Source organism: Mixta sp. BE291 (genome assembly GCF_031457955.1).
GTDB lineage: Bacteria > Pseudomonadota > Gammaproteobacteria > Enterobacterales > Enterobacteriaceae > Mixta.
Map to the genome: position 1 here is coordinate 700,300 of NZ_JAVDXN010000001.1, position 24,742 is coordinate 725,041.

General features: G+C 54.3%; 22 protein-coding genes, 1 other RNA gene, 1 pseudogene and 1 other annotated feature. Of the genes and pseudogenes, 19 read left to right on the forward strand and 5 right to left on the reverse strand.

What is annotated here, in order from left to right; genetic code table 11:
• The 14 genes and pseudogenes from infC to J2X14_RS03430 all read left to right on the forward strand — a co-directional run bounded on the left by infC (position 1) and on the right by J2X14_RS03430 (position 11,452).
• Complete coding sequence (gene infC, locus J2X14_RS03370) at positions 1 to 543, forward strand: translation initiation factor IF-3 (RefSeq protein WP_038626364.1); 543 nt, start codon at positions 1 to 3, stop codon at positions 541 to 543.
• Positions 544 to 639: 96 nt separating this feature from the next.
• Positions 640 to 837, forward strand: coding sequence for a 50S ribosomal protein L35 (gene rpmI, locus J2X14_RS03375; RefSeq protein ID WP_038626362.1), 198 nt, complete (start codon positions 640 to 642; stop codon positions 835 to 837).
• A 39-nt stretch (positions 838 to 876) separates the two neighbouring features.
• A complete protein-coding gene (rplT, locus tag J2X14_RS03380; protein ID WP_352409789.1) occupies positions 877 to 1,233 on the forward strand; it encodes a 50S ribosomal protein L20 in 357 nt (118 codons plus the stop codon).
• Between the two features lie 113 nt (positions 1,234 to 1,346).
• Positions 1,347 to 1,471: a sequence feature (Phe leader region), on the forward strand.
• Positions 1,356 to 1,397 (forward strand): annotated as a pseudogene (gene pheM, locus J2X14_RS20990) (pheST operon leader peptide PheM). It overlaps the preceding feature by 42 nt.
• A 72-nt stretch (positions 1,472 to 1,543) precedes the next feature.
• Positions 1,544 to 2,527: a phenylalanine--tRNA ligase subunit alpha gene (pheS, locus tag J2X14_RS03385; RefSeq protein WP_352409790.1), complete on the forward strand. Its 984-nt coding sequence runs from the start codon at positions 1,544 to 1,546 to the stop codon at positions 2,525 to 2,527.
• A 14-nt stretch (positions 2,528 to 2,541) separates the two neighbouring features.
• Positions 2,542 to 4,929 carry a phenylalanine--tRNA ligase subunit beta gene (pheT, locus tag J2X14_RS03390; protein WP_352409791.1) on the forward strand — a complete coding sequence of 796 codons (2,388 nt, stop codon included), beginning with the start codon at positions 2,542 to 2,544 and terminating at the stop codon, positions 4,927 to 4,929.
• A gap of 4 nt (positions 4,930 to 4,933) precedes the next feature.
• Positions 4,934 to 5,233: an integration host factor subunit alpha gene (gene ihfA, locus J2X14_RS03395; protein WP_038626354.1), complete on the forward strand. Its 300-nt coding sequence runs from the start codon at positions 4,934 to 4,936 to the stop codon at positions 5,231 to 5,233.
• Between the two features lie 203 nt (positions 5,234 to 5,436).
• Entirely contained in the window at positions 5,437 to 5,865 is a 429-nt protein-coding gene (locus J2X14_RS03400; protein ID WP_352409792.1) for a DUF2502 domain-containing protein, read from the forward strand.
• Positions 5,866 to 5,966: 101 nt separating this feature from the next.
• The gene (gene btuC, locus J2X14_RS03405; RefSeq protein WP_352409793.1) at positions 5,967 to 6,950 is read left to right on the forward strand and encodes a vitamin B12 ABC transporter permease BtuC; all 984 of its coding nucleotides are present in this window, start codon (positions 5,967 to 5,969) and stop codon (positions 6,948 to 6,950) included.
• A gap of 33 nt (positions 6,951 to 6,983) precedes the next feature.
• Positions 6,984 to 7,529 (forward strand): glutathione peroxidase, encoded by a 546-nt coding sequence (locus J2X14_RS03410; protein ID WP_352409794.1) that lies wholly within the window; start codon positions 6,984 to 6,986, stop codon positions 7,527 to 7,529.
• Positions 7,529 to 8,284, forward strand: coding sequence for a vitamin B12 ABC transporter ATP-binding protein BtuD (btuD, locus tag J2X14_RS03415; RefSeq protein ID WP_352409795.1), 756 nt, complete (start codon positions 7,529 to 7,531; stop codon positions 8,282 to 8,284). Before J2X14_RS03410 ends, btuD begins: the two co-directional genes overlap by 1 nt.
• Before the next feature lie 70 nt (positions 8,285 to 8,354).
• Positions 8,355 to 8,816, forward strand: a complete 462-nt coding sequence (locus tag J2X14_RS03420; protein WP_352409796.1) for a C40 family peptidase — start codon at positions 8,355 to 8,357, stop codon at positions 8,814 to 8,816.
• Positions 8,817 to 9,196: 380 nt separating this feature from the next.
• Positions 9,197 to 9,937 carry an EAL domain-containing protein gene (locus J2X14_RS03425; RefSeq protein ID WP_352409797.1) on the forward strand — a complete coding sequence of 247 codons (741 nt, stop codon included), beginning with the start codon at positions 9,197 to 9,199 and terminating at the stop codon, positions 9,935 to 9,937.
• Between the two features lie 75 nt (positions 9,938 to 10,012).
• The gene (locus tag J2X14_RS03430; protein WP_352409798.1) at positions 10,013 to 11,452 is read left to right on the forward strand and encodes a protein adenylyltransferase SelO; all 1,440 of its coding nucleotides are present in this window, start codon (positions 10,013 to 10,015) and stop codon (positions 11,450 to 11,452) included.
• Positions 11,453 to 11,791: 339 nt separating this feature from the next.
• Here J2X14_RS03430 and J2X14_RS03435 read toward each other — a convergent pair whose 3' ends face one another.
• Both J2X14_RS03435 and ppsR read right to left on the reverse strand, forming a co-directional pair.
• Positions 11,792 to 12,838, reverse strand: coding sequence for a 3-deoxy-7-phosphoheptulonate synthase (locus J2X14_RS03435; protein ID WP_352409799.1), 1,047 nt, complete (start codon positions 12,836 to 12,838; stop codon positions 11,792 to 11,794).
• A 139-nt stretch (positions 12,839 to 12,977) separates the two neighbouring features.
• Positions 12,978 to 13,805, reverse strand: a complete 828-nt coding sequence (ppsR, locus tag J2X14_RS03440; protein WP_502889941.1) for a posphoenolpyruvate synthetase regulatory kinase/phosphorylase PpsR — start codon at positions 13,803 to 13,805, stop codon at positions 12,978 to 12,980.
• 607 nt (positions 13,806 to 14,412) lie between these two features.
• Between ppsR and ppsA the strand changes: the two genes are divergently transcribed.
• Positions 14,413 to 16,785, forward strand: coding sequence for a phosphoenolpyruvate synthase (ppsA, locus tag J2X14_RS03445; protein WP_352409800.1), 2,373 nt, complete (start codon positions 14,413 to 14,415; stop codon positions 16,783 to 16,785).
• 67 nt (positions 16,786 to 16,852) lie between these two features.
• Here the strand turns inward: ppsA and rprA are convergent.
• Positions 16,853 to 16,962: antisense sRNA RprA (rprA, locus tag J2X14_RS03450), an RNA gene on the reverse strand.
• A gap of 244 nt (positions 16,963 to 17,206) precedes the next feature.
• On the reverse strand, positions 17,207 to 18,337 hold the full coding sequence (ydiK, locus tag J2X14_RS03455; protein ID WP_352409801.1) for an AI-2E family transporter YdiK: 1,131 nt from the start codon (positions 18,335 to 18,337) through the stop codon (positions 17,207 to 17,209).
• 218 nt (positions 18,338 to 18,555) lie between these two features.
• Between ydiK and ydiJ the strand changes: the two genes are divergently transcribed.
• Both ydiJ and J2X14_RS03465 read left to right on the forward strand, forming a co-directional pair.
• A complete protein-coding gene (gene ydiJ, locus J2X14_RS03460; RefSeq protein WP_352409802.1) occupies positions 18,556 to 21,609 on the forward strand; it encodes a D-2-hydroxyglutarate dehydrogenase YdiJ in 3,054 nt (1,017 codons plus the stop codon).
• Positions 21,609 to 22,040 (forward strand): hotdog fold thioesterase, encoded by a 432-nt coding sequence (locus J2X14_RS03465; RefSeq protein ID WP_352409803.1) that lies wholly within the window; start codon positions 21,609 to 21,611, stop codon positions 22,038 to 22,040. The genes ydiJ and J2X14_RS03465 overlap by 1 nt, the downstream gene beginning before the upstream one ends.
• A gap of 4 nt (positions 22,041 to 22,044) precedes the next feature.
• On the opposite strand, the gene J2X14_RS03470 is transcribed toward J2X14_RS03465, so the two are convergent.
• Entirely contained in the window at positions 22,045 to 22,449 is a 405-nt protein-coding gene (locus J2X14_RS03470) for a hypothetical protein (RefSeq protein ID WP_352409804.1), read from the reverse strand.
• Between the two features lie 391 nt (positions 22,450 to 22,840).
• Between J2X14_RS03470 and sufA the strand changes: the two genes are divergently transcribed.
• Positions 22,841 to 23,215, forward strand: coding sequence for a Fe-S cluster assembly scaffold SufA (gene sufA / locus J2X14_RS03475; RefSeq protein ID WP_352409805.1), 375 nt, complete (start codon positions 22,841 to 22,843; stop codon positions 23,213 to 23,215).
• 7 nt (positions 23,216 to 23,222) lie between these two features.
• Positions 23,223 to 24,719, forward strand: coding sequence for a Fe-S cluster assembly protein SufB (gene sufB / locus J2X14_RS03480; protein WP_352409806.1), 1,497 nt, complete (start codon positions 23,223 to 23,225; stop codon positions 24,717 to 24,719).
• The last annotated feature ends 23 nt before the right edge of the window (positions 24,720 to 24,742 follow it).

Here is a 24,742-nt window from a genome sequence, read left to right on the forward strand (position 1 = left end):
ATTAAAGGCGGAAAACGAGTTCAACCGACGCGTCCCAATCGTATTAACGGTGAAATCCGTGCTACCGAGGTGCGTCTGACTGGCGTCGAAGGCGAGCAGCTTGGTATTGTTAGTTTACGCGAAGCTATTGAAAAAGCTGAAGAAGCAGGTGTTGATTTAGTTGAAATCAGCCCTAACGCCGAACCGCCGGTTTGTCGTATAATGGATTACGGCAAGTTCCTCTATGAAAAGAGTAAGTCTTCTAAGGAACAGAAGAAGAAGCAGAAAGTTATCCAGGTGAAGGAAATTAAATTCCGCCCTGGTACCGATGAAGGCGACTATCAGGTCAAACTACGCAACCTGATTCGTTTTCTGGAAGAAGGCGACAAAGCCAAAATCACCCTGCGTTTTCGTGGACGTGAGATGGCGCACCAACAGATCGGTATGGAAGTGCTTAACCGCGTGAAAGAAGATCTGAGTGAACTGGCAGTGGTTGAATCCTTCCCATCGAAGATTGAAGGCCGCCAGATGATCATGGTGCTCGCACCCAAGAAGAAACAGTAGGCTTTCAAGTAATAATGCCGCGCAGCGTTCGCGCTGTGCGGTTTTATTCGCCTGTCTGGTTCATTTTATTAACAATGCGAAGTGGATATTTTATAAATGCCTAAGATTAAAACTGTCCGTGGCGCGGCTAAACGCTTTAAAAAAACCGGTAAAGGTGGCTTTAAGCACAAGCACGCGAACCTGCGTCATATCCTGACCAAAAAATCAACCAAGCGTAAACGTCACCTGCGCCCGAAAGCCATGGTGTCTAAAGGCGATCTGGGTCTGGTTATTGCCTGCCTGCCGTACGCATAAGTTAATTTTTTCAATCAGAATATAGAACAGGAGAGCTAAATGGCTCGTGTAAAACGTGGTGTAGTTGCTCGCGCACGTCACAAAAAAATCTTAAAACAAGCTAAAGGCTACTACGGTGCACGTTCACGTGTATACCGCGTTGCCTTCCAGGCTGTTATCAAAGCTGGTCAGTATGCTTACCGCGACCGTCGTCAGCGTAAGCGTCAGTTCCGTCAGCTGTGGATTGCGCGTATTAACGCAGCAGCGCGTCAGAACGGTATCTCTTACAGCCGTTTCATCAATGGCCTGAAAAAAGCGTCCATTGAAATTGACCGTAAAATCCTGGCCGACATCGCTGTATTCGACAAAGTGGCATTCACTGCACTGGTTGAAAAAGCGAAATCAGCTCTGGCGTAAGTCAGATGAAAGAGGGAGCTTGCTCCCTCTTTCATTTTATGTAACCGCAGCAAAAGATTGACTTTTCCGCCTGCTGGCATTTCAATAGAGCCGTTTAACGCAAGCGACAAGGTAACCCAAGCATGCACGCTATTTTTCGTTTCTTTTTTTACTTTAGCACCTGAGTTCCGGGGGCTTGTGCGCGAAAAAAGAAACGAAAAATCGCACTGAAAGCCTCCCTCGTGGAGGCTTTTTTGTTTTCCGCGAACCAATATGGACTTCTGGTCCCCACCTGAAACAGCCCGGCCTTAGGCTGGAAGAAGAGGAAACAATGTCCCATCTCGCAGAGCTGGTTGCCAACGCCAGGGCAGCCATTGAACATGCGCAGGATGTTGCGGCGTTAGATAACGTCCGCGTCGAATATCTGGGTAAAAAAGGGCATCTGACCCTGCAGATGACCACCCTGCGTGAATTGCCGGCCGAAGAGCGTCCGGCAGCAGGAGCGGTGATTAACGAAGCCAAACAGCAGGTGCAGGAAGCGCTCAACGCACGTAAAGATGCGCTGGAGTCCGCTGCGCTTAACGCGCGTCTGGCCGCCGAAACCATTGATGTTTCCCTGCCAGGACGCCGCGTCGAAAATGGCGGTCTGCATCCGGTGACCCGCACCATCGATCGGATCGAAGACTTTTTTGGCGAGCTGGGTTTTGCTGTGGTGACCGGCCCGGAAATCGAAGACGACTATCATAACTTCGATGCGCTGAACATTCCTGGCCACCATCCGGCGCGCGCCGATCACGACACCTTCTGGTTTGATGCGACGCGCCTGCTGCGTACCCAGACCTCCGGCGTGCAGATCCGCACCATGAAAAACCAGCAGCCACCGATTCGCATTATCGCGCCGGGCCGCGTTTACCGTAACGACTACGATCAGACGCATACGCCGATGTTCCATCAGATGGAAGGCCTGATTGTCGATAAAGATATCAGCTTCACCAACCTGAAAGGCACGTTGCACGATTTCCTGCGCAACTTCTTTGAGGAAGATTTGCAGATCCGCTTCCGTCCTTCCTACTTCCCATTCACTGAGCCTTCTGCGGAAGTGGATGTCATGGGCAAAAACGGCAAATGGCTGGAAGTGCTGGGCTGTGGCATGGTGCACCCAAACGTGCTGCGTAATGTCGGCATCGACCCGGAGATCTACTCTGGCTTCGCCTTTGGCATGGGCATGGAGCGTCTGACCATGCTGCGTTATGGCGTGACCGATCTGCGCGCTTTCTTCGAAAACGATCTTCGTTTCCTCAAACAGTTTAAATAAGGGCAGGTTATCCAATGAAATTCAGTGAACTCTGGTTACGCGAATGGGTAAATCCGGCTCTTGATAGCGCGGCCCTGGCGGAACAAATCACCATGGCAGGTCTGGAAGTCGATGGCATTGAACCGGTCGCAGGCGCTTTCCACGGCGTGGTCGTGGGCGAAGTGGTGGAATGCGGTCAGCATCCCAACGCCGATAAGCTGCGCGTCACCAAGGTCAACGTCGGCGGCGATCGTCTGCTGGATATCGTCTGCGGTGCGCCAAACTGCCGTCAGGGCCTGAAAGTGGCCGTTGCCACCGTCGGTGCCGTGCTGCCGGGTGATTTTAAAATCAAAGCGGCGAAACTGCGTGGCGAGCCGTCAGAAGGCATGCTCTGCTCCTTCTCCGAGCTGGGCATCAGCGATGACCACGACGGCATTATTGAACTGCCTGCGGATGCGCCGATTGGCAGCGATATCCGTGATTATCTGCAGCTGAACGACAACAGCATCGAAATCAGCATTACGCCGAACCGTGCCGACTGCTTTGGCATTATCGGCATCGCACGTGACGTAGCGGTGCTGAACGCGTTGCCGCTGAACGCGCCGGAGATGGCCGCAGTACCGGCAACCATCAGCGATACGCTGCCGATTCGCGTAGACGCCACTGATGCCTGCCCGCGCTACCTGAGCCGGGTAGTGAAAAATATCAATGTTAAAGCGGCCACGCCGCTGTGGATGAAAGAGAAGCTGCGTCGCTGCGGCATTCGCTCTATTGATCCGGTGGTAGACGTGACCAACTACGTGCTGCTGGAGCTGGGTCAGCCGATGCACGCCTTCGATCTGGATCGCATCGACGGCGGCATCGTGGTGCGCATGGCGCAGCAGGATGAAGCGTTGACGCTGCTTGACGGCAACGAAGTGAAGCTGAACAGCGATACGCTGGTGATTGCCGATCATCATAAGCCGCTGGCCATGGGCGGCATCTTTGGCGGCGAGCATTCAGGCGTGAATGAAGATACCAGCAGCGTGCTGCTGGAGTGCGCCTGGTTCGCTCCGCTGGCGATTACCGGTCGTGCCCGTCGTCACGGTCTGCATACCGATGCCTCTCATCGTTATGAGCGCGGCGTCGATCCAGCGTTGCAGCAGCAGGCCATGGAGCGTGCTACGCGTCTGTTGCTTGATATCTGCGGCGGCGAAGCCGGCCCGGTCGTCGATACCAGCGTACAGGAACAGCTGCCGGTTCGCGCTACCATTACCCTGCGTCGTGAGAAGCTGGATCGTCTGATTGGTCATCACATTGCTGATGAGCAGGTCACCGATATTCTGCAGCGCCTGGGTTGTGAAGTTAGCGTGAGCGAAGGCGAGTGGCGGGCGGTAGCGCCAGGCTGGCGCTTTGACATGGCGATTGAAGAAGATCTGGTGGAAGAGGTCGCGCGCGTCTACGGCTATAACAACATCCCCGATGTGCCGGTTAAAGCCTCGCTGGTTATGACGCAGCATCGCGAAGCTTCGCTGTCGCTGAAGCGCGTGAAAAATCTGCTGGTGGATAAAGGCTATCAGGAAGCGATTACCTACAGCTTTGTCGATCCTAAAGTGCAGGCGCTGCTGCATCCAGGCCAGGAAGCGCTGATTCTGCCCAGCCCGATCTCCAGCGATATGTCTGCGATGCGCCTTTCGCTCTGGACCGGTCTGCTCTCTGCGGTAGTGTATAACCAGAACCGTCAGCAGAGCCGCGTGCGCCTGTTTGAAAGCGGTTTGCGCTTTGTGCCGGATACGCAAGCAGATTTAGGTATTCGTCAGGATGTTATGCTGGCTGGCGTACTGAGCGGTAACCGCTTCGAAGAGCATTGGGACCTGGCGCGTCAGACCGTCGACTTCTATGATTTAAAAGGTGATTTGGAATCGGTACTGGAGCTGACCGGCAAGCTGGATGCCATTGAATTCCGTGCCGAAGCGAATCCGGCCCTGCACCCGGGTCAAAGCGCAGCGATCTATTTACAGGGCGAGCGCATCGGATTTATCGGTGTGATTCATCCTGAACTGGAACGCAAGCTGGACCTCAATGGCCGCACCTTAGTGTTTGAACTGCTTTGGAATAAGGTTGCAGACCGCGTCCTGCCTGATGCGCGCGAGATTTCACGCTTCCCGGCAAACCGTCGCGATATCGCCGTTGTGGTAGCTGAAACGGTTCCCGCAGCAGATATCATTGCGGAGTGTAAGAAAGTTGGCGCAAATCAGATAGTTGGCGTAAACTTGTTTGACGTGTACCGTGGTAAGGGCGTAAACGAAGGTTTTAAGAGCCTCGCGATAAGCCTGATTTTGCAAGATACCAGCCGGACACTCGAAGAAGACGAGATTGCCGCAACCGTCGCCAACTGTGTTGCGGCATTAAAAGAGCGATTCCAGGCAACCTTGAGGGATTGAACCTATGGCGCTTACAAAAGCTGATATGTCGGAATACCTGTTTGAAAAGCTTGGGCTGAGTAAACGGGATGCCAAAGAGCTGGTTGAACTGTTTTTTGAAGAGGTAAGAAGAGCTTTGGAAAACGGCGAGCAGGTCAAACTGTCTGGATTTGGCAACTTTGATCTTCGCGACAAAAATCAACGGCCGGGACGTAACCCGAAAACCGGTGAAGATATTCCTATCACCGCACGTCGTGTCGTGACGTTCCGCCCTGGACAAAAGCTGAAAAGCCGCGTCGAGAACGCGTCCCCGAAAAACAGCTGATCTGTCAGCAGCAAAAAGGCCGCCCCGTGCGGCCTTTTTTATTGCCATTTTTCCGCGCCAGAACGCTGTGGTTTCCATAAAGCCATCACAATGTAAGGAATGCGTAAGCCGCAGGAAAATAAGGTGAAAATCGTCTCAGGACGATAGTGACAGCGGGCAATTGAGGCGTATAAACAGGGGAGAAAACCAGATGAGGTACCCCGATGAAATTGAAAACATTACTTCCATGCCTGGCGCTGAGCATTCTGACCGCGCTGCCCGTTGTCGCCAGCGCCGCCGTTTCGTTTGATTTAACGCCAGCTGGCGTGACGATCCATATTGGCGATCGCGATCATCGAGGATATTTCTGGGATGGCTATGACTGGCGCGCCCCGACATGGTGGCAGGCGCATCGCGGCCGCCATATCGGCGAGCAAGGGCCGCGCGGTTACTGGAACGGCAACGGCTGGCAGCCCCATCGGCCTGAGGCGCATCAGCAACCTGAACGCAGAAAGCCGGTAACGCGTCATCAGCAACCCGAACAGCATCGGCCCACGGCGCACCATGAAGAACATAACAACCCTCAGCTGACTGCGGATCGTCACAGCCATGGCGCGGCAGGCCATCGGCCTGATTTTCAGCCGCATGGCTAAGCGCGCTACGCCGGGCCTGCGCGCCCGGCCTCTCTTATTCCTTTCTTTTTTTGCCTCAGCCACTACAATCAAATCTCTGTTTTCCTTATAAAACTACGGCTATGTCGCTGCTAACTGAACTCTCCCGTCAGGCGGATCGCCGCGCTTATCGCTGGCTGGGCTGGCTGAGCGCTATTCTGCTGGGCATGACGTTGATAAGCCTGTGCGCGGGAGAGACATGGATCCCGCCTGACCGCTGGCTGAGCGAAGAGGGCCAGCTGTTTGTCTGGCAACTGCGGCTGCCGCGCACCTTAAGCGTGCTGCTGGTCGGCGCCTCGCTGGCCGTCGCGGGCTGCGTAATGCAGGCGCTGTTTGAAAATCCGTTGGCGGAGCCAGGCCTGCTGGGAGTATCAAACGGCGCGGGCATCGGACTAGTGCTGTGCGTGCTGCTGGGCAATGGCGATTTTTGGGCGTTTAGTCTGGCAGCCATTGCCGGTGCGCTGCTGGTCACCTTTATTCTGCTGCGTTTTGCAAAGCGTCATCTTTCCAATAGCCGCCTGCTGCTGGCGGGCGTCGCGCTGGGAATTATCTGTAGCGCGGCGATGACCTGGGTGGTCTATTTCAGTAACAATCTCGACCTGCGCCAGCTGATGTACTGGATGATGGGCGGCTTTAGCGGCATCGACTGGCGCTACCGCTGGCTGATGTTGGCCTTGCTGCCGGTGCTGGGCTGGCTGGGCGCGCAGGCGAAAATTCTGAATTTACTGGCGTTGGGCGAAGTCAGCGCTCGCCAGCTCGGTCTGTCGCTTTTTCTGTGGCGTAACCTGCTGGTGGTGGCGATGGGGTGGCTGGTGGGCGTCAGCGTCGCGCTGGCGGGCGCCATTGGCTTTATCGGTCTGGTGGTACCGCATTTGCTGCGTCTGAACGGGCTGACCGATCACCGTATGCTGCTGCCCGCCAGTGCCCTGGCAGGGGCCGCCGTATTGCTTGCTGCCGATATCATTGCCAGACTGGTACTTACCGCAGCGGAGTTGCCCATCGGCGTGGTTACCGCCACCCTGGGCGCGCCGCTGTTTATTTGGTTATTACTCACGCAGCGCCGCTAAGGGCTGTATCACACCTTGAAACAGGAAACGTGCATGAGCATTTACGATACTGAACTGGTTATGCTGGATGGCAAACGTACCACGCTGGAACAATGGAAAGGCGATGTGCTGTTGATTGTTAACGTCGCCTCTGAGTGCGGTCTGACGCCGCAATATAAGGAGCTGGAGAATCTGCAGCGCGCCTGGAATAAATCTGGCTTTAATGTGCTGGGCTTCCCGTGCAACGCGTTTCTTGGTCAGGAGCCAGGCAGTAACGAAGAGATCGCCGCCTTTTGCAGCACCAATTATGGCGTCAGTTTCCCGATGTTTAGCAAAATCGAGGTAAACGGGCCTGAACGTCATCCGCTTTACCAGCAGCTGATCGCGGCATGCCCGGAAGCGGTAGAGCCGGAAAACAGCGGCTTCTACGAGCGTATGACAAGTAAAGGCCGGGGGCCAAAAGAGAAGGGCGATATTTTATGGAATTTTGAAAAGTTCCTCGTGGGCCGCAACGGTGAGGTGGTGCAGCGTTTCGCGCCGGATATGACCCCGGAAGACCCGATCGTAATGGAAAGCATTAAGCTCGCGCTGGCGAAATAATGTTGTTATCCGTTGAGCAGGCGGCCGTTGCCGGACGCCTGCAGGCTTTTAACGCTCAGGTTAATAGCGGAGAGCTAATCCATCTGCTTGGCCCCAACGGTGCCGGTAAAAGCTCCTTACTGGCGCGTCTGGCCGGGCTTCTGCCCGGCGAAGGCATCGTGCGTCTTAGCGGCACGCCGCTGGAAGCGTGGTCACGGGCATCGCTGGCGCGCCGACGCGCCTGGCTCCCGCAGCAACAGCAACAGCCAGGGCAAATGGCGGTATTCCACTATTTACAGCAGCATTTGACGGCGGCAAAACCGGCACAGGATACGCTGCTATCGCGACTCCTCAATGCTTTTCAGCTGCGCGATAAACTCACGCGACCGTTGACCCAGCTTTCCGGCGGCGAATGGCAGCGCGTAAGGCTGATGGCGGTGCTGTTACAGGTATGGCCATGCGCCGCGCGGCCTGCAACGCTGCTGCTACTCGACGAGCCTTACAGCGGACTGGACGTGGCGCAGCAGCAGGCGCTGGATAACGAGTTAACAACGTTTTGCCGTGCGGGCGGCGCGGTTATCACCAGCGGCCATGACCTGAATCATAGCCTGCGTCATGCACGTCATGTCTGGCTGATGCAGCAGGGGAAAGTGGTACAGCAGGGGCGGGCAGAGGCGGTGTTACAGCCTGAGACGCTACGCGCGCTTTATGGCCTGGCTTTTCGTAAGCTACAGGCGGAAGGTGAGAGCTGGTTAGTGGCTGAAGAGATGCGCTGAGAGGATTGCCAGCGTGAAGGCTTACCGCTACAGTTAGCCCGGCTGCGCTTACACAGAAAGGACACAGGTTATGCGAATCGGTGGGTTAATTTTGCTTAGTGTATTGCTGGTGGGCTGTAGTCATCATGCGCCACCGCCTGACGGACGTCTTTCTGATTCCATCACCGTTATTGCTGAACTGAACGAGCAGCTAAGTCGCTGGCACGGTACGCCTTATCGCTACGGCGGCCTGAGCCGGAGCGGCGTTGACTGTTCCGGTTTTGTTTATCTGACGTTTCGCGATCGCTTTAATTTACAGTTGCCGCGCAGCACACGCGCGCAAACCGATATAGGCACGCGCATTGATAAAGATGAGTTACTTCCCGGTGATTTAGTTTTTTTTAAAACGGGTCGCGGTGAGAATGGTCTGCACGTCGGCATTTACGACAGCGATAAACAGTTTATTCATGCCTCAACCAGCAAAGGGGTAATCCGCTCTTCGCTGGATAACGATTACTGGCGAAAAGTATTTTGGCAGGCGCGAAGAATTTAAGAATAACCTGCTGAAAAAGCACCAATCGATTCAGAAAATGCTCATTTAATCAGCTTTTAAAATATGAAATGATAGGCCGGAAATGTTATGCCGGAATGAATGAAGTTTCGGCTTTACATAAGCAGCCTTTTTAATTGTGCGGTAAGTCAGATATTCCTTATCATCATGGGAATCATCATTAAATCTTATTTATTAGCGTGGATCAGCGCAGGAAAACATAAGCGGCCATAAAGGTAAATTTGAGTTAAACATCGCACTATCAGTGAGTTACTGCACAAAAAGAGGCGCAAGGGGCTGTTACCTGGCATTAAGGATGCTATTGATTGTGGTTTTTCCTTAGTATAGGATGCCTGAATTGCCACTTTTTTATGGCTAAAAAAATGACAACTACAGTTTTTGCTGATTATTTTATTCATACAGCCTTCAACCCTGTTTATGCTTTAAAGGGTCGATTACTTGCCGTAGATTTGCTATCCAGCTTTATACACACTTCTCATAATGTTGTTGTACCGCAGGATATTCTGTTATCTCAGTTCAACGGCGAACAGCGCTTACAAACATTACAAAAGCAGATCGGCGTTATTGAGCATTATCATGACTTTTTTCTGCAGAATAATGTTGCGGTAATTTTGAGCGTCGATGAAGAGATGGTTGAGACCATTTTATCCAGTGAATTTCTGCTGCGTAAGCTGCGGTCGTTTCCGGCGCTGGAATTAGCGATTAATGAGAACTTCCCTGCGTTTAAAGCGGGAAAGGATCATCCGTTATTAAGCCAACTAAGCGATAATTTTAAATTAACTCTGAATAATTTTGGCTCAGGCAAAGCACCGGCAAAAGCGGTTTACGATAACCTGTTCAACCGTATTCGGCTGGATAAATATTTTTTGCAGCAGACACTAAAACGCGCCTCTTATCACGCCATGCTACAGGCGATCGTGCATCAGGTTAGCGATCACTGTGAGCAGTTTATCGCGTCGGGCATTGACGATCTCGCCATGCTGGAACAGATTACCCCGTTTACCTTTGCCGGTATGCAGGGCGCGCTGTTTCCCCCCGTTCCTGAGAGCGAACTGGCTACGCTGATGGAGCCGCCATCCGGCTTTTCTGACGTTCACGGCTAATAAACCCACGCGGTTTTTGTTTACCTCTCCACATCAGGGTTACACTTAAACTCTACTGCGGCAAACGGAGGCAGCATGGAGTTTAATAACACCTGGCATAACGAGTTAAGCGGATTTTATACCGCGCTGAAGCCGACACCGCTGAAACAGCCCCGCCTGCTGTACCATAGCGAGGCGCTGGCGCGTGAGCTGGAACTGGATGAAAGCTGGTTCCGCGAGGATAAAATTGGCGTCTGGAGCGGCGAAACGCTGTTGCCAGGTATGCAACCGCTGGCGCAAGTCTATAGCGGGCATCAGTTCGGCGTCTGGGCCGGACAGCTGGGCGACGGACGCGGCATTCTGCTGGGCGAGCAGCAGCTCGCTGACGGCAGAAAATTTGACTGGCATTTAAAGGGTGCCGGTTTAACGCCTTATTCACGGATGGGCGATGGGCGCGCCGTGCTGCGCTCAACGGTGCGTGAATTCCTCGCCTCTGAAGCCCTGCATCATCTGGGTATTCCCACCAGCCGGGCGCTGACCATTGTGACCAGCGATGAGCCGGTTTACCGGGAAACCAAAGAGCGCGGCGCGATGCTGCTGCGCGTTGCGGAGAGCCATGCGCGCTTCGGTCATTTTGAACATTTCTTCTATAATGGCGAGCCGGAGAAAGTACGGCAGCTGGCCGATTACCTGATTCATCATCACTGGCCGCAGCTGGAATCGGAGGCGGATCGTTATCTGTTATGGTTTAGCGATGTCGTGGAGCGCACCGCGCGCCTGATCGCCGCCTGGCAGAGCGTGGGCTTCGCTCACGGGGTGATGAATACCGACAATATGTCGGTTCTGGGTCTGACGCTGGATTATGGTCCCTACGGTTTTCTGGATGATTATCAGCCGGGCTTTATCTGCAACCATTCCGATTATCAGGGACGTTACGCTTTTGATAATCAGCCGATGATTGGGCTATGGAATCTTAACCGACTGGCGCATGCGCTGTCGGATCTGATGACCACCGAGCAGCTCAAACAGGCGCTGAGCCGGTATGAACCCGCGCTAATGGCGGCGTGGGGCGAAAAAATGCGCGCGAAGCTGGGCTTTCTTACGCCGCAGGCGGAGGACAACGAGCTATTAACCGGGCTGCTGGCGCTGATGAGCCAGGAGGGCAGCGACTATACGCGCACCTTCCGCATGCTCAGCGCAACGCAGCAGCAGGAGAGCCGCTCGCCGCTGCGCGATGAATTTATCGACCGTGCAGCATTCGATCAATGGTATCTGCGTTATCAGCAGCGTTTATTAAAAGATGGGCGCAGCGATACCGATCGCGAACAGCAGATGAAAGCCGCCAATCCGGCGGTGATATTGCGTAACTACCTGGCGCAGCAGGCAATTGAAGGCGCGGAACGGAATGACATCACTATGCTGCAACATTTGCATCAGGCGTTATGTAACCCATTCAGCGATGCGCCGGACTATGCCGATTTGACCCGCCGTCCGCCGGACGAAGGCAAAAAAATCGAGGTCAGCTGCTCCAGCTGATTTGCACCGAACGTAAGGCGCGGGGAGTACAAGCAGAAGAGTACAAACTGGCAGCAGCTCGCAGTTAATCTCTCGCAAATATGCACTGAACGTAAGGCGTGGGGAGTGCAGGCAGAAGAGTAAAGCGTCCCGCGCCATGGACGGCGCGGGTCGAGCTGTCAGGGATGACGTATTTTGCGTCTTTACGATCGGCCTGCACTCCCCGCGCAGGCACCGTTTTGCGCTATCTACCCAGCCTGCACTTTCTGCGCAGGCACCGTTTTGCGCCGTTTACCTACACAGGCACCGTTTTGCGCCGTCTACCTGTGCAGGCACTGTCTTGTCCCGCGCGCTCCGCAACTAAAAACGGCTATCCACCGCGTCCGCCAATTGCGCCAGCACCGCCTCGCTATCTTCCCAGCCGAGGCAAGGATCGGTAATTGACTGGCCATAAGTAAGAGGTTGCCCGCTCACCACCGGCTGATTACCTTCCTGCAAAAAACTCTCAATCATCACGCCTGCAATCGCACGTGAACCGTCACGAATCTGCTGCGCAACCGACTCCGCCACGTCACGCTGACGGCGATGCTGCTTCAGGCAATTCCCATGGCTAAAATCCACCACCAACTGCTCCGGCAAAGCAAACTCACGCAAATTGGCTGCCGCCTCAGCAATATCCTGCGGATGATAATTCGGCACCTTCCCGCCGCGCATAATAATATGGCCAGACGGATTACCGCTGGTCTGATAAATCGTCATCTGACCATGCTTATCCGGTGACAAAAACATATGGCTCACCCGCGCCGCCCGAATCGCATCAATAGCGATACGGGTATTGCCGTCGGTACCGTTTTTAAAGCCGACCGGACAGGAAAGCGCCGAAGCCATCTCACGATGAATCTGGCTCTCGGTGGTGCGTGCGCCGATAGCGCCCCAGCTCACCAAATCAGCAATAAACTGGCCGATCACCATATCCAGAAACTCTGTCGCGGTCGGCAGACCCAACCGGTTGATATCCAAAAGCAGCTTACGCGCGATAGCCAGCCCTTCATTCACGCGAAAAGAGCCATCAAGATCGGGATCGGAAATCAGCCCTTTCCAGCCGACAACGGTGCGGGGCTTTTCAAAATAGGTGCGCATCACAATTTCAAGGCGGGAGTGATACTTATCATGCAGCGCCTTAAGCTTAGCGGCATACTCCAGCGCGGCGCGCGGATCATGCAGCGAGCAGGGGCCAATAACCACCAGCAGACGCGGATCGTCGCCTGCCAGAATGCGTGCGATGCGCTGGCGGGCGGCGGTAACATTCTCAGCGACAGCCTCGCTAATTGGGTACTTCTCCGCCAGCGCGGCGGGCGTCACCAGCGTATCAATGCGAGCAGTTCGCAGTTCATCAGTCTTGTTCATTGAGATCTCAGAATAATGTCTTCACAACGGCAGAAGCGCCGGGAAGTGATGACGATCACAATAAACCAACCAGCAGTAAATTCAACCGCCTGAAAGGGGTAAAGCGTGACCTGATGCATAACAAACAGCGGGCCTGTGCTTAATACATCCGACGATCCAGCCCCATGATATCGAGAATTTTGGTAGCGATCTCTTCAACCGAATAATTAGTACTGTTGAGATAGCGAATCTGGTGCGAGCGAAACAGCGCTTCAACTTCGCCCACCTCCAGCCGACACTGCCGCATTGAGGCATAACGCGTATTCTCGGCGCGCTCCTGACGAATCGCCGCCAGCCGTTCAGGATCGATCGTCAAACCAAACAGCTTATGCTGAAAAGGTTTCAGCGCCGGGGGCAGCTTCAGATTATCCATATCATCGGCAATAAACGGATAGTTTGCCGCCCGTACGCCAAACTGCATGGCGAGATAAAGGCTGGTCGGGGTTTTACCGCAGCGGGAAACGCCCAGCAAAATCACCTGCGCCTCATCGAGGCCGCGCAGCGAAATGCCGTCATCATGTGCGAGGGTATAGTCGATGGCGGCGATACGCGCGTCATATTTGCCCAAATTGCTGGCGGTTAAGCCGTGGGTACGGTGGGCAACAGGCGCGGGCGCCATGCCCAGTTCCTGCTGTAGCGGTGCGACCAGCGCCTGCACAATATCCTGACAAAAGCCGTCGCTCTGCAAAATCACATCGCGCACGTCAGGCAGTACAATAGAGAAAAACACCAGAGGACGCAGACTGCTTAGTTGATAAATGGCGTTGATCTGTGCTTTAACGGCCTGCGCACGCTGCACATTCTCCACAAAGGGCAGGGTAAAACTGTTGGTCGCCACCGGAAACTGCGACATCACCGCATGTCCCAACACCTCAGCGGTGATCGCGGTGCCGTCAGAGATATAAAAAACGCTGCGTTCTGCCGTCATACTTATTCTCTCTTATACAGGGTTAACTGAGCCTGGCAGATAATCGACAATAAAATCAATCAGCAATTTCGCATAGTTATTGAAACTAAATGTTCAAAAATAGTTATTTTGAATGTTTTATTCGCTGTGCTTTTCCGGGTTTTTTTAATCGCAGAGTAAATGAAATGGCGTTCCTGTTTTTATTTATCATTCAGGCAGGATAAGAAAAATAAATGGATAAAAAAGCGGGCGCAACGTTGCGCAACGAAATAAAACAGGTAAAGCGATTACATTAATTTAATTATTTGAATTTAAAGTATTTTATTAAAATTCATTTTGTTGCGCAACGAAAAAATTAGAGGCGGAGTTTTCTTAAAATATCTTTTTTTGCGCTGCTTTAACGATTCACCTCTTTCGTTTTTACATTCCTCTGTGCCAGGCTGGATAAGCGTTATACCCCCTATATTTCGGATTGCAGGTGCGTGGCTTTTCCGCCGTTACGTCGAACACATACCGGCGTGAACGGCAGAAATGGGCGGCGTCGCCGCCAGCGTGCAAACCGAATTATTCAGGAGAGCAACGCCATTTTCTGTGTGCCCCTCAAATTTATCATAAAAGGATTGCCCCAATGTCCAGTCAAGAAATGCCGCTAGTGCTCTGGTATAGCCAGTTAGGCATGAACGATGTTGATCGCGTGGGAGGAAAAAACGCCTCTCTGGGTGAAATGATTACTAACCTGTCGTCGCTTGGCGTCTCCGTTCCCGACGGTTTTGCCACCACTTCGGAAGCATTCAATCAATTCCTCGATCAGAGCGGCGTTAACCAGCGGATTTATGCCTTGCTGGATGAAACCGACATTGATGATGTGGATGAACTGGCTAAAGCGGGTAAACAGATCCGCCAGTGGATTGTTGAAACCCCGTTCCAGCCCGCGCTGGAAGCGGCGATAAGCGAAGCCTATCAGCAGCTGTCCGCAGATGATGCCGCCGCCTCTTTTGCCGTGCGCTCTTCCGCAACCGCTGAAGATATGCCGGATGCGTCGTTCGCCGGTCAGCAGGAAACCTTCCTTAACGTGCAGGGCATTGATGCCGTAATGGTTGCGGTGAAGCATGTTTACGCTTCGCTGTTTAACGATCGCGCTATCTCTTATCGCGTGCATCAGGGCTACGATCATCGCGGCGTGGCGCTCTCCGCAGGCGTGCAGCGCATGGTGCGTTCCGATGAGGCGGCCTCCGGCGTGATGTTTACCATCGATACCGAGTCAGGTTTTGACCAGGTGGTGTTTATCACTGCCGCATGGGGCCTGGGTGAAATGGTGGTGCAGGGCGCGGTGAACCCTGATGAGTTTTACGTGCATAAACCTACGTTGCAGGCAAACCGTCCCGCCATTGTGCGCCGCAATATGGGTTCGAAAAAAATCCGTATGGTCTATGCCGATTCGCAGGCCCATGGCGAGCAGGTAAAAATCGAGGATGTCGCGCAGCAGGATCGCGACCGTTTCTGCCTTAATGATGATGAAGTGCAGGCGCTGGCACAGCAGGCACTGCAAATCGAGAAGCACTATAAGCGTCCGATGGATATTGAGTGGGCGAAAGATGGCCATACCGGCAAGCTGTATATCGTGCAGGCGCGCCCCGAAACCGTGCGCTCAAACGGGCAGGTTATGGAGCGGTACACCCTTCAGGGTAAAGGGCAGGTGGTGGTGGAAGGCCGCGCCATCGGCCATCGCATCGGCGCGGGTGAAGTGAAAGTTATTCACGATATCAGCGAAATGAACCGTATCCAAAAGGGCGATGTGCTGGTCACCGATATGACCGACCCGGACTGGGAACCGATCATGAAAAAAGCGGCGGCGATTGTGACTAACCGTGGCGGGCGCACCTGTCACGCGGCGATTATCGCGCGTGAGTTAGGCATCCCGGCGGTGGTAGGCTGCGGCGACGCCACCGATCGGCTGAAGGATGGTCATAAGGTCACGGTCTCCTGCGCTGAAGGGGATACCGGCTATGTCTACAATGATCTGCTCGACTTTGACGTAAAAAGCTCGCAGGTTGATAAAATGCCTGAGCTACCGTTGAAAATCATGATGAACGTCGGCAACCCCGATCGGGCATTTGATTTCGCCTGCCTGCCAAACGAAGGTGTCGGCCTGGCGCGTCTGGAATTTATCATTAACCGCATGATTGGCGTGCATCCCAAAGCGCTGCTGGAGTTTGATCAGCAGACGCCGGAGCTGCAGCAGAAAATCCGTGAGTTAATGAAGGGCTTTGACGATCCGTTAGAGTTTTACATTGGCCGCCTGACCGAAGGCATCGCCACGCTCGGTGCCGCCTTTGCGCCGAAGCGGGTGATTGTGCGCCTGTCTGACTTTAAGTCTAACGAGTATGCCAACCTGGTCGGCGGTGAACGCTATGAGCCGGAAGAGGAAAACCCGATGCTGGGCTTCCGTGGCGCCGGACGTTACGTGGCGGATCGCTTCCGCGACTGCTTTGCGCTGGAGTGTGAGGCCGTGAAGCGCGTACGCAATGAGATGGGATTAACCAACGTCGAAATCATGGTGCCTTTCGTGCGTACCGTGGCGCAGGCGGAAGCGGTGATCGACGAGCTGGCGCGTCAGGGACTGAAACGCGGCGAAAACGGTCTGAAGATCATTATGATGTGTGAAATCCCCTCCAACGCACTGTTGGCGGAGCAGTTCCTGGAACACTTCGACGGCTTCTCTATCGGCTCAAACGATATGACGCAGCTGACGTTAGGGCTAGATCGCGATTCCGGCGTGGTCTCTGAGCTGTTCGATGAGCGTAACGAGGCGGTTAAGGCGCTGCTGTCGATGGCTATCCGCGCCGCGAAGAAGCAGGGAAAATATGTGGGCATTTGTGGTCAGGGACCTTCCGACCACGAGGACTTCGCCGCCTGGCTGATGGAGGAGGGTATCGACAGCCTGTCGTTAAATCCTGATACGGTTGTGCAGACCTGGCTCAGCCTGGCTGAGTTAAAGTAAAAGATCCCTTAATAATGTTACTTAACGATAAAGGCCGGAATTTCCGGCCTTTTCTTATGAAAAAAGCATAAAAAAAAGCCCATCACATGGGATGGGCAAAGACTACACACAGCAATTCTTCACTTTACTCAGGGGAAAAAGGTTGTTTAAAAATCAGGGGGTTGATCCTAAACATGGGACTCATAGTATTCAGCTACGGCCTGACAGTCATTAAGAATCCTCTTATTAGTTAACCGTTCGTTATATTTTGTGCGGCTTCTTAGCCTTTTCAGGCCTTAAAACTGTGCCAGAGGTAATCAGTTTCACAGTGGCACTACCTCAAAAGACGTAACTGCGTATAAATATTAAGCAGGGTTAATGTTTTTTTGTAGGAGTAAAAGCGGGGAAGGGGCCAGACAGCCTTTGCTGCCTGGCAGATGGATTATTGTGAGCTTTTATTTTTCTTTACGTCTTCTTCATGTTCCGCCAGTTCTTCCACCACATCTTCAGGGTCGTCCTGCGGCATCGGCGCTTCATGCATCCAAACTGAGACCAGACGATAAGAGACTGCCAGCACTACTGGCCCAATAAACAGGCCAATCATACCGAAAGCGACCAAACCACCGATAACGCCGGAGAGGATCAAAATCATCGGTAAATCCGCGCCCATGCGGATCAGCACCGGACGCAGCACGTTATCCAGCGTGCCGACAACGCAGCTCCAGACCAGCAGCACTGTGCCCCAGGTGGTATCGCCGCTCCAGTAAAGCCAGATAACCGCCGGAATCAGCACCGGAAGCGGACCCGCCTGCACCAGACAGAACAGAATCATCAGCACCGTCAGCAGCGTGGCGTAAGGGATACCGGCTATCGCCAGGCCAATACCGCCCAGCACGCCCTGCACCAGCGCGGTAACCACCACGCCCAGCGCCACCGCGCGGATCGCCTGTCCGGCCAGCAGCACCGACGCATCGCCGCGGCGTCCCGCCAGGCGGAAGGCAAAGTGGCGCATGCCTTCGCCAACCTGCTCGCCGCGCCAGTAAAGCAGCACGCTGAACAACAGCATCAGACCAAGGTGCAGCAGAAAACGGCCGAAATGGCCCGCCTGGGCGACAAAAAAGCCGGTTGTGCGCCCGACATAAGGCTGCACTTTCGCCATGATGGCGCTGCCGCCGCCGTCCAGCAGCAGGTGATAGCTGTTATACAGCTTGTTGCCGACCATTGGCACATCATTCAGCCAGCTCAGCTGCGGCGGATGAAGATCCCCTGACGTCGCCCAGGCGATAACCGGCCCGGTGTTATCAATTAGGCTATTAACCAGTAATGCGACAGGAATAATAAACAGCAGCAGCAGAATAAGCGTCATAGCGATAATCGCCAGCGTGCGCCGTCCCCAAAGCAAAGCCTGTAGCTTAATCATCAGCGGCCAGGTAGCAATCACCACCATCGCTGCCCAGGCAAATCCCAAAATAAATGGCTGCACCACCCAGAAGCTGGCGACAATCATCAGCAGGATGAACATCAGAGAGAATAGAATTTGGGTTAAATCCATATCCTGTTGCAGTTTTCTCATACGAAAAAAAGATCCTTAATTTGCGCCTTGCGATTATAAGCAGCCCGTTGCCGCTCATCACATAATAATGCGTGATTTCTTAGCGTTGCGACAGGGTTAAGCAGTGGAAGTTTTTACGTTTTCTGAAAAAACAGCGGACCATAAAAAAATGTGATACAACGGGAATCTGCTGATAAAACAGTACGCGCAAACGATACACAACATTTGGTCACCCGATAATGATCCCACAGATTTCTCAGGCGCCAGGCCTTGTGCAACTGGTGCTGTCATTTTTGGACACGCTTAAACAACGCGGATTTACCGGCGATACGGCCACCAGCTACGCCGATCGTCTCACCATGTCGACCGATAACAGCATCTATCAGCTGTTGCCGGATGCGGTGCTATTTCCCCGCTCCACGGCCGATGTCGCACTGCTGGCCAGCGTGGCGGCGATGCCGCAGTTTACCCGCCTGGTCTTTACTCCGCGCGGCGGCGGCACCGGCACCAACGGGCAGTCGCTTAATCAGGGCATCGTGGTCGATATGTCGCGCTACATGAACCGTATCCTGGAAATTAACCCGGAACAGGGCTGGGTACGGGTTGAAGCGGGCGTGGTAAAAGATCAGCTTAACGCCTTCCTGAAGCCTTACGGTTACTTCTTCTCGCCGGAGCTTTCCACCAGCAACCGCGCCACGCTGGGCGGCATGATCAATACCGACGCTTCCGGTCAGGGGTCGCTGGTGTATGGCAAAACCTCCGATCACGTGCTGGGGCTGCGGGCGGTGGTGTTGGGTGGCGAGATTATCGACACGCGCGCCATGCCGATAGCGCTGGCGGAGCAGCTGGCCGCCGAGCAGACGCCGGAAGGACGCATCTATCATACGGTGCTGTCACGCTGCCGCGAACAGCGCGCGCTGATAACGGAAAAATTCCCGCCGCTGAACCGCTTCCTTACCGGCTACGATTTGCGTCACGTACTCAGCGATGATCTGCAAACGTTCGATTTAACGCGCATCCTGTGCGGCGCAGAGGGCACGCTGGCTTTTATCAGCGAGGCCCGGCTGAATATTACGCCGCTACCGGCGGTGCGTCGGCTGGTGAATATCAAATATGATTCCTTTGATTCGGCGCTGCGTAATGCGCCGTTAATGGTGGAAGCCAACGCGTTGTCGGTTGAAACCGTTGACTCAAAAGTGCTGAACCTGGCGCGTGAAGATATTGTCTGGCATTCGGTGCGTGAGTTAATTACCGATGTGCCGGACAAAGCGATGCTGGGCATTAATATCGTGGAGTTCGCCGGAGATGATGCTCAGCTGATTGACCAGCAGATTAGTACGCTCTGCCAGCGTCTTGATACGTTGATTGCGCAGCCGCAGAGCGGCGTTATCGGCTATCAGCTCTGTAACGATATCGACGCCATCGAGCGCATCTACAATATGCGTAAAAAAGCGGTTGGCCTGCTGGGTAATGCCAAAGGGCGCGCCAAGCCGATCCCGTTTGTAGAGGATACGGCGGTGCCGCCGGAGCATCTGGCGGACTATATCACCGAGTTCCGTGCGCTGCTGGATAACCACGGCCTGGATTACGGCATGTTTGGTCATGTGGACGCGGGCGTGCTGCATGTGCGTCCGGCGCTGGATATGTGCGATCCGCAGCAGGAGATGCTAATGAAGCAGATCTCCGATGAGGTGGTGGCGCTAACGGCGCGCTACGGCGGCCTGCTGTGGGGCGAGCATGGCAAGGGTTTTCGCGCGCAGTACAGCCCCGCCTTTTTTGGCGCAACGCTGTATGAAGAGCTGCGCCGCATCAAGGCGGCTTTCGATCCCGCTAACCGTCTTAACCCTGGCAAAATCTGTACGCCGTTTGGCGTCGATGAGCCGATGATGCAGGTCGATGGCGTGAAGCGCGGCTATTACGACCGGCAAATTCCGCTGGGGGTACGTAATGAGTGGCGCGGTGCGATGGAGTGTAACGGTAACGGCCTGTGCTTTAATTTCGACGTGCGCAGCCCGATGTGCCCCTCGATGAAAATCACCCGCGATCGCATCCATTCCCCGAAAGGGCGCGCGACGTTGACGCGTGAATGGCTACGTCTGCTGACGGAAAAAGGGGTCGATCCGCTGACGCTGGAGCAGCAGATCCCGGAGTCCACGATTAGCCTGCGCGGCTTCATCGCCCGTACCCGCAACAGCTGGTATGCGCGAAAAGGCGAATATGACTTTTCGCATGAGGTGAAAGAGGCGATGTCGGGCTGTCTCGCCTGTAAAGCCTGCTCAACGCAATGTCCGATTAAAATCGATGTTCCGGCATTCCGCTCGCGCTTTTTGCAGCTCTACCACACGCGTTATCTGCGCCCGCTCAGCGACCATCTGGTGGCGGCGGTAGAAAGCTATGCGCCGGTGATGGCGCGTGCGCCGCGCGCGTTTAACTTTTTTTTGCGCCAGCCCTGGATGCGCAACCTCAGCCAGCGCCATATCGGCATGGTTGATTTACCGTTGCTCTCATCCCCTACGCTGAAACAGCAGCTGGCAGGCCATACCGCGTCCGCCATGACGCTGGAGCAGCTGGAGCGGCTGGACGCCAACGCGCGGGAAAAAACGGTGCTGGTGGTGCAGGATCCTTTTACCAGCTATTACGAAGCGCAGGTGGTAGCGGATTTTGTGCGCCTGATCGAAAAGCTGGGCTATCAGCCGGTGCTGTTGCCGTTTTCGCCGAACGGTAAAGCGCAGCATATTAAAGGCTTCCTGAAGCGCTTTGCCCGCACCGCGCAGAAAACCGCTGATTTCCTTAACCGGCTGGCGCAGTTGGGCATGCCGATGGTGGGCGTCGATCCGGCGCTGGTGCTCTGTTATCGCGATGAATATCAGCAGACGCTGGGTGATAAACGCGGCGACTTCCATGTGCAGCTGGTGCATGAGTGGCTGCATCAGGCGCTCTCCGCGCGCACCATCCAGCCGCTGGCAGGCGAGGCCTGGTACTTGTTCGCCCACTGCACCGAAGTCACCACGCTGCCAGCCACGCCGCATCAATGGGCCGCGATTTTCGCCCGTTTTGGCGCCCGGCTGGAGAATATCAACGTCGGCTGTTGCGGCATGGCGGGCACCTATGGCCATGAGGCGAAAAATCTCGATAATTCGCTGGGCATCTATGAGCTTTCCTGGCATCCGCAGCTGCAAAAACTGCCGCGCCAGCGCTGTTTGGCAACCGGTTACTCCTGCCGCAGCCAGGTGAAGCGTATCGAAGGCAATGGCATGCGTCATCCACTACAGGCGTTACTGGAGCTTATCTGATGACGATCTGGAAACGACAGGCTACCCTGGCGCAGATCAATGCCCAGGCCGACGGCTGTTTGGTCGGGCATTTGGGCATTCGCTTTACGGCGATGTATGATGACGGGCTGGAAGCGACGATGCCGGTCGATGCGCGTACACATCAGCCTTTTGGGCTGCTGCATGGCGGCGCATCTGCCGCGCTGGCGGAAACCTTAGGCTCGATGGCGGGCTACCTCTGTACGCAGGATGATGAGATGCTGGTGGGGCTGGAAATTAACGCCAACCATCTGCGTGCGGTACGCGCAGGCGAGGTGCGAGGCCGTTGTCGGCCGCTGCATCTTGGCCGCACGCACCAGGTCTGGCAGATAGATATTTATGATGATGAAAACCGTCTTTGCTGCAGCTCGCGCCTGACCACCTCGGTCAGGCCCGGCGCGCCCAGCGAGTAAGCCCTTACCAGATCCAACCAGCATGCTTAACGAAATCGCTTTGCAGCACGGTGGCTTTTTCCCAGTCGCCGCTTAGCGCCAGCTGCTGACAAAGTTTAGTCAGCGTATGGCGCGCCAGCTGGCAGGCCTGCATACGAAACAGCCGCTCCCGCTGCGTGTTATTGATTTCCTGTAACAGACGATGATGGAGTTTTCCCAGCGCATGCAGATAACTTTGCTCATCGCCATTGAGCTGACAAAGTTCGGCCATATCTAAGCAGGTGTCATTGAAATTGCGTAGCTGATCGAGTGAGCAATCGGGGCGGTTCAGTTTGGCCTGCGCCAGATAAAAATCTACCGTAATGTCGCGCACGGCAAACTTATATTCATCAATTTTATATTGCAGCCAGGCATTGACAGAGACGTTCATGCGTCACCAGAGATGTGTTAATGATAATCATTATCATAATAAAATTGCTCCAGGTTGCAATGGCGTAGCGGAATAATTTATCGATTAATGCGGCCTGTTGATAAAATTGGCGATAGCAATCCCAACCATCTTATATAAGCGTAAAATAGAGGATGTGAAAGGTTAACGCAGGTAGCGCTTTTTAAATGGATGATTTTAAAATATTATTCCCGGTGAAAAAGCGCCCCTTAATGGCCAACGCAACCTGGTCTGGCAGGGACTATCCTTAATTAACGGACTTGAAAAAGGCATTTTGCGCTTATCCCTGCAAAACAAGAGGTTGAAGCAATTATCATTATCACTAACATAGTGGGATAAGCCTGTAAGGCATCGCATCGCGAGGTAATAAACAATGCAATCTGCAAATCCGGCCTCTTTCTCTCCAGATGATTTTAGCTGGAAGGGTTTGACCATTACTGACAGCGCAGCGCAGCAAATCAAGGCGCTTGCCGCTAACGATCCGCATGTTTCAGGACTCCGGCTGGGCATCAAGCAGTCTGGCTGCGCGGGGTTCGGCTATACCATGGACCTGGTGAAAGAGCCAGCAGCGGACGATCTGCTGTTTACTCATCAGGGCGCAACGCTGTACGTGCCGCTTCAGGCGATGCCCTTTATTGATGGTACGCAGGTAGATTTCGTTCGCGAAGGTCTGAATCAGGTATTTAAATTTAATAATCCTAAAGCTCAACACGCCTGCGGTTGTGGTGAGAGCTTTGGCGTTGAGTAACAGTGCTATGTCCCGAAACAGTGAAGCATCAGATGACGTACAAATCTGGGAAGGCGGCCGCAAAAACTATAAAGAAGGCTTCTTTACCCAACTGCAAACCGATGAGCTGGCGCACGGCATCAGCGAAGAGGTCGTGCGTGCGATTTCCGCCAAGCGTAATGAACCGGAATGGATGCTGGAATTTCGTCTGAAAGCCTATGAAGCCTGGCTGCAGATGGAAGAGCCGCATTGGCTGAAGGCCCATTACGACAAGCTGGATTATCAGGATTACAGCTATTACTCAGCGCCGTCCTGCGGCAACTGCGACGACAGCTGCGCCTCTGAGCCGGGCGCACTGCAATCCTCCGGCGCGCAGGCCAGCAGCAGCTACCTGACGCAGGAAGTGGAAACCGCCTTTGAACAGCTTGGCGTACCGGTACGCGAAGGCAAAGAGGTGGCGGTAGACGCCATTTTTGACTCAGTATCGGTGGCCACTACCTATCGCCATAAACTGGCGGAGCAGGGCATTATTTTCTGCTCTTTTGGGGAAGCTATTCACGATCATCCGGAACTGGTGAAGAAATATCTCGGTACCGTGGTGCCGCACAACGATAACTTCTTTGCCGCGCTGAACTCGGCGGTCGCCTCTGACGGCACCTTCGTGTATATCCCGAAAGGGGTGCGCTGCCCGATGGAGCTCTCTACCTATTTCCGTATCAACGCGGCGAAAACCGGTCAGTTTGAGCGCACCATTCTGGTGGCGGATGAAGATAGCTACGTCAGCTATATCGAAGGCTGCTCCGCGCCGGTACGTGATACCTATCAGCTGCACGCGGCGGTGGTGGAAGTGATTATCCATAAAAACGCCGAAGTGAAATATTCCACGGTGCAGAACTGGTTCCCGGGCGGCGAAGGCCAGGGCGGTATTCTGAACTTCGTGACCAAGCGCGCGCTGTGCGAAGGCGACGGCAGCAAGATGTCCTGGACGCAGTCGGAAACCGGCTCCGCCATCACCTGGAAATACCCCAGCGTTATTCTGCGCGGCGATAACTCCATCGGTGAGTTTTACTCCGTGGCGCTGACCAGCGGACGTCAGCAGGCCGATACCGGCACCAAAATGATCCATATTGGTAAAAACACCAAATCGACCATTATCTCGAAAGGGATTTCCGCCGGTAAAAGCCAGAACACCTATCGCGGCCTGGTGAAAATTATGCCGACCGCGACCAACGCGCGTAACTTTACGCAGTGTGACTCCATGCTGATTGGCCCGGACTGCGGCGCGCATACTTTCCCGTATGTGGAGACGCGTAACAATACCGCGCAGCTGGAGCATGAAGCGACCACGTCACGTATCGGTGAAGACCAGCTCTTCTACTGCCTGCAGCGCGGGATCAGCGAGGAAGATGCGATTTCCATGATCGTTAACGGCTTCTGTAAAGACGTTTTCTCGGAACTGCCGCTGGAGTTTGCCGTTGAGGCGCAAAAGCTGTTGGCCATTAGTCTGGAACACAGCGTTGGCTAATGCCAGCGCGATGCATCGTTGCC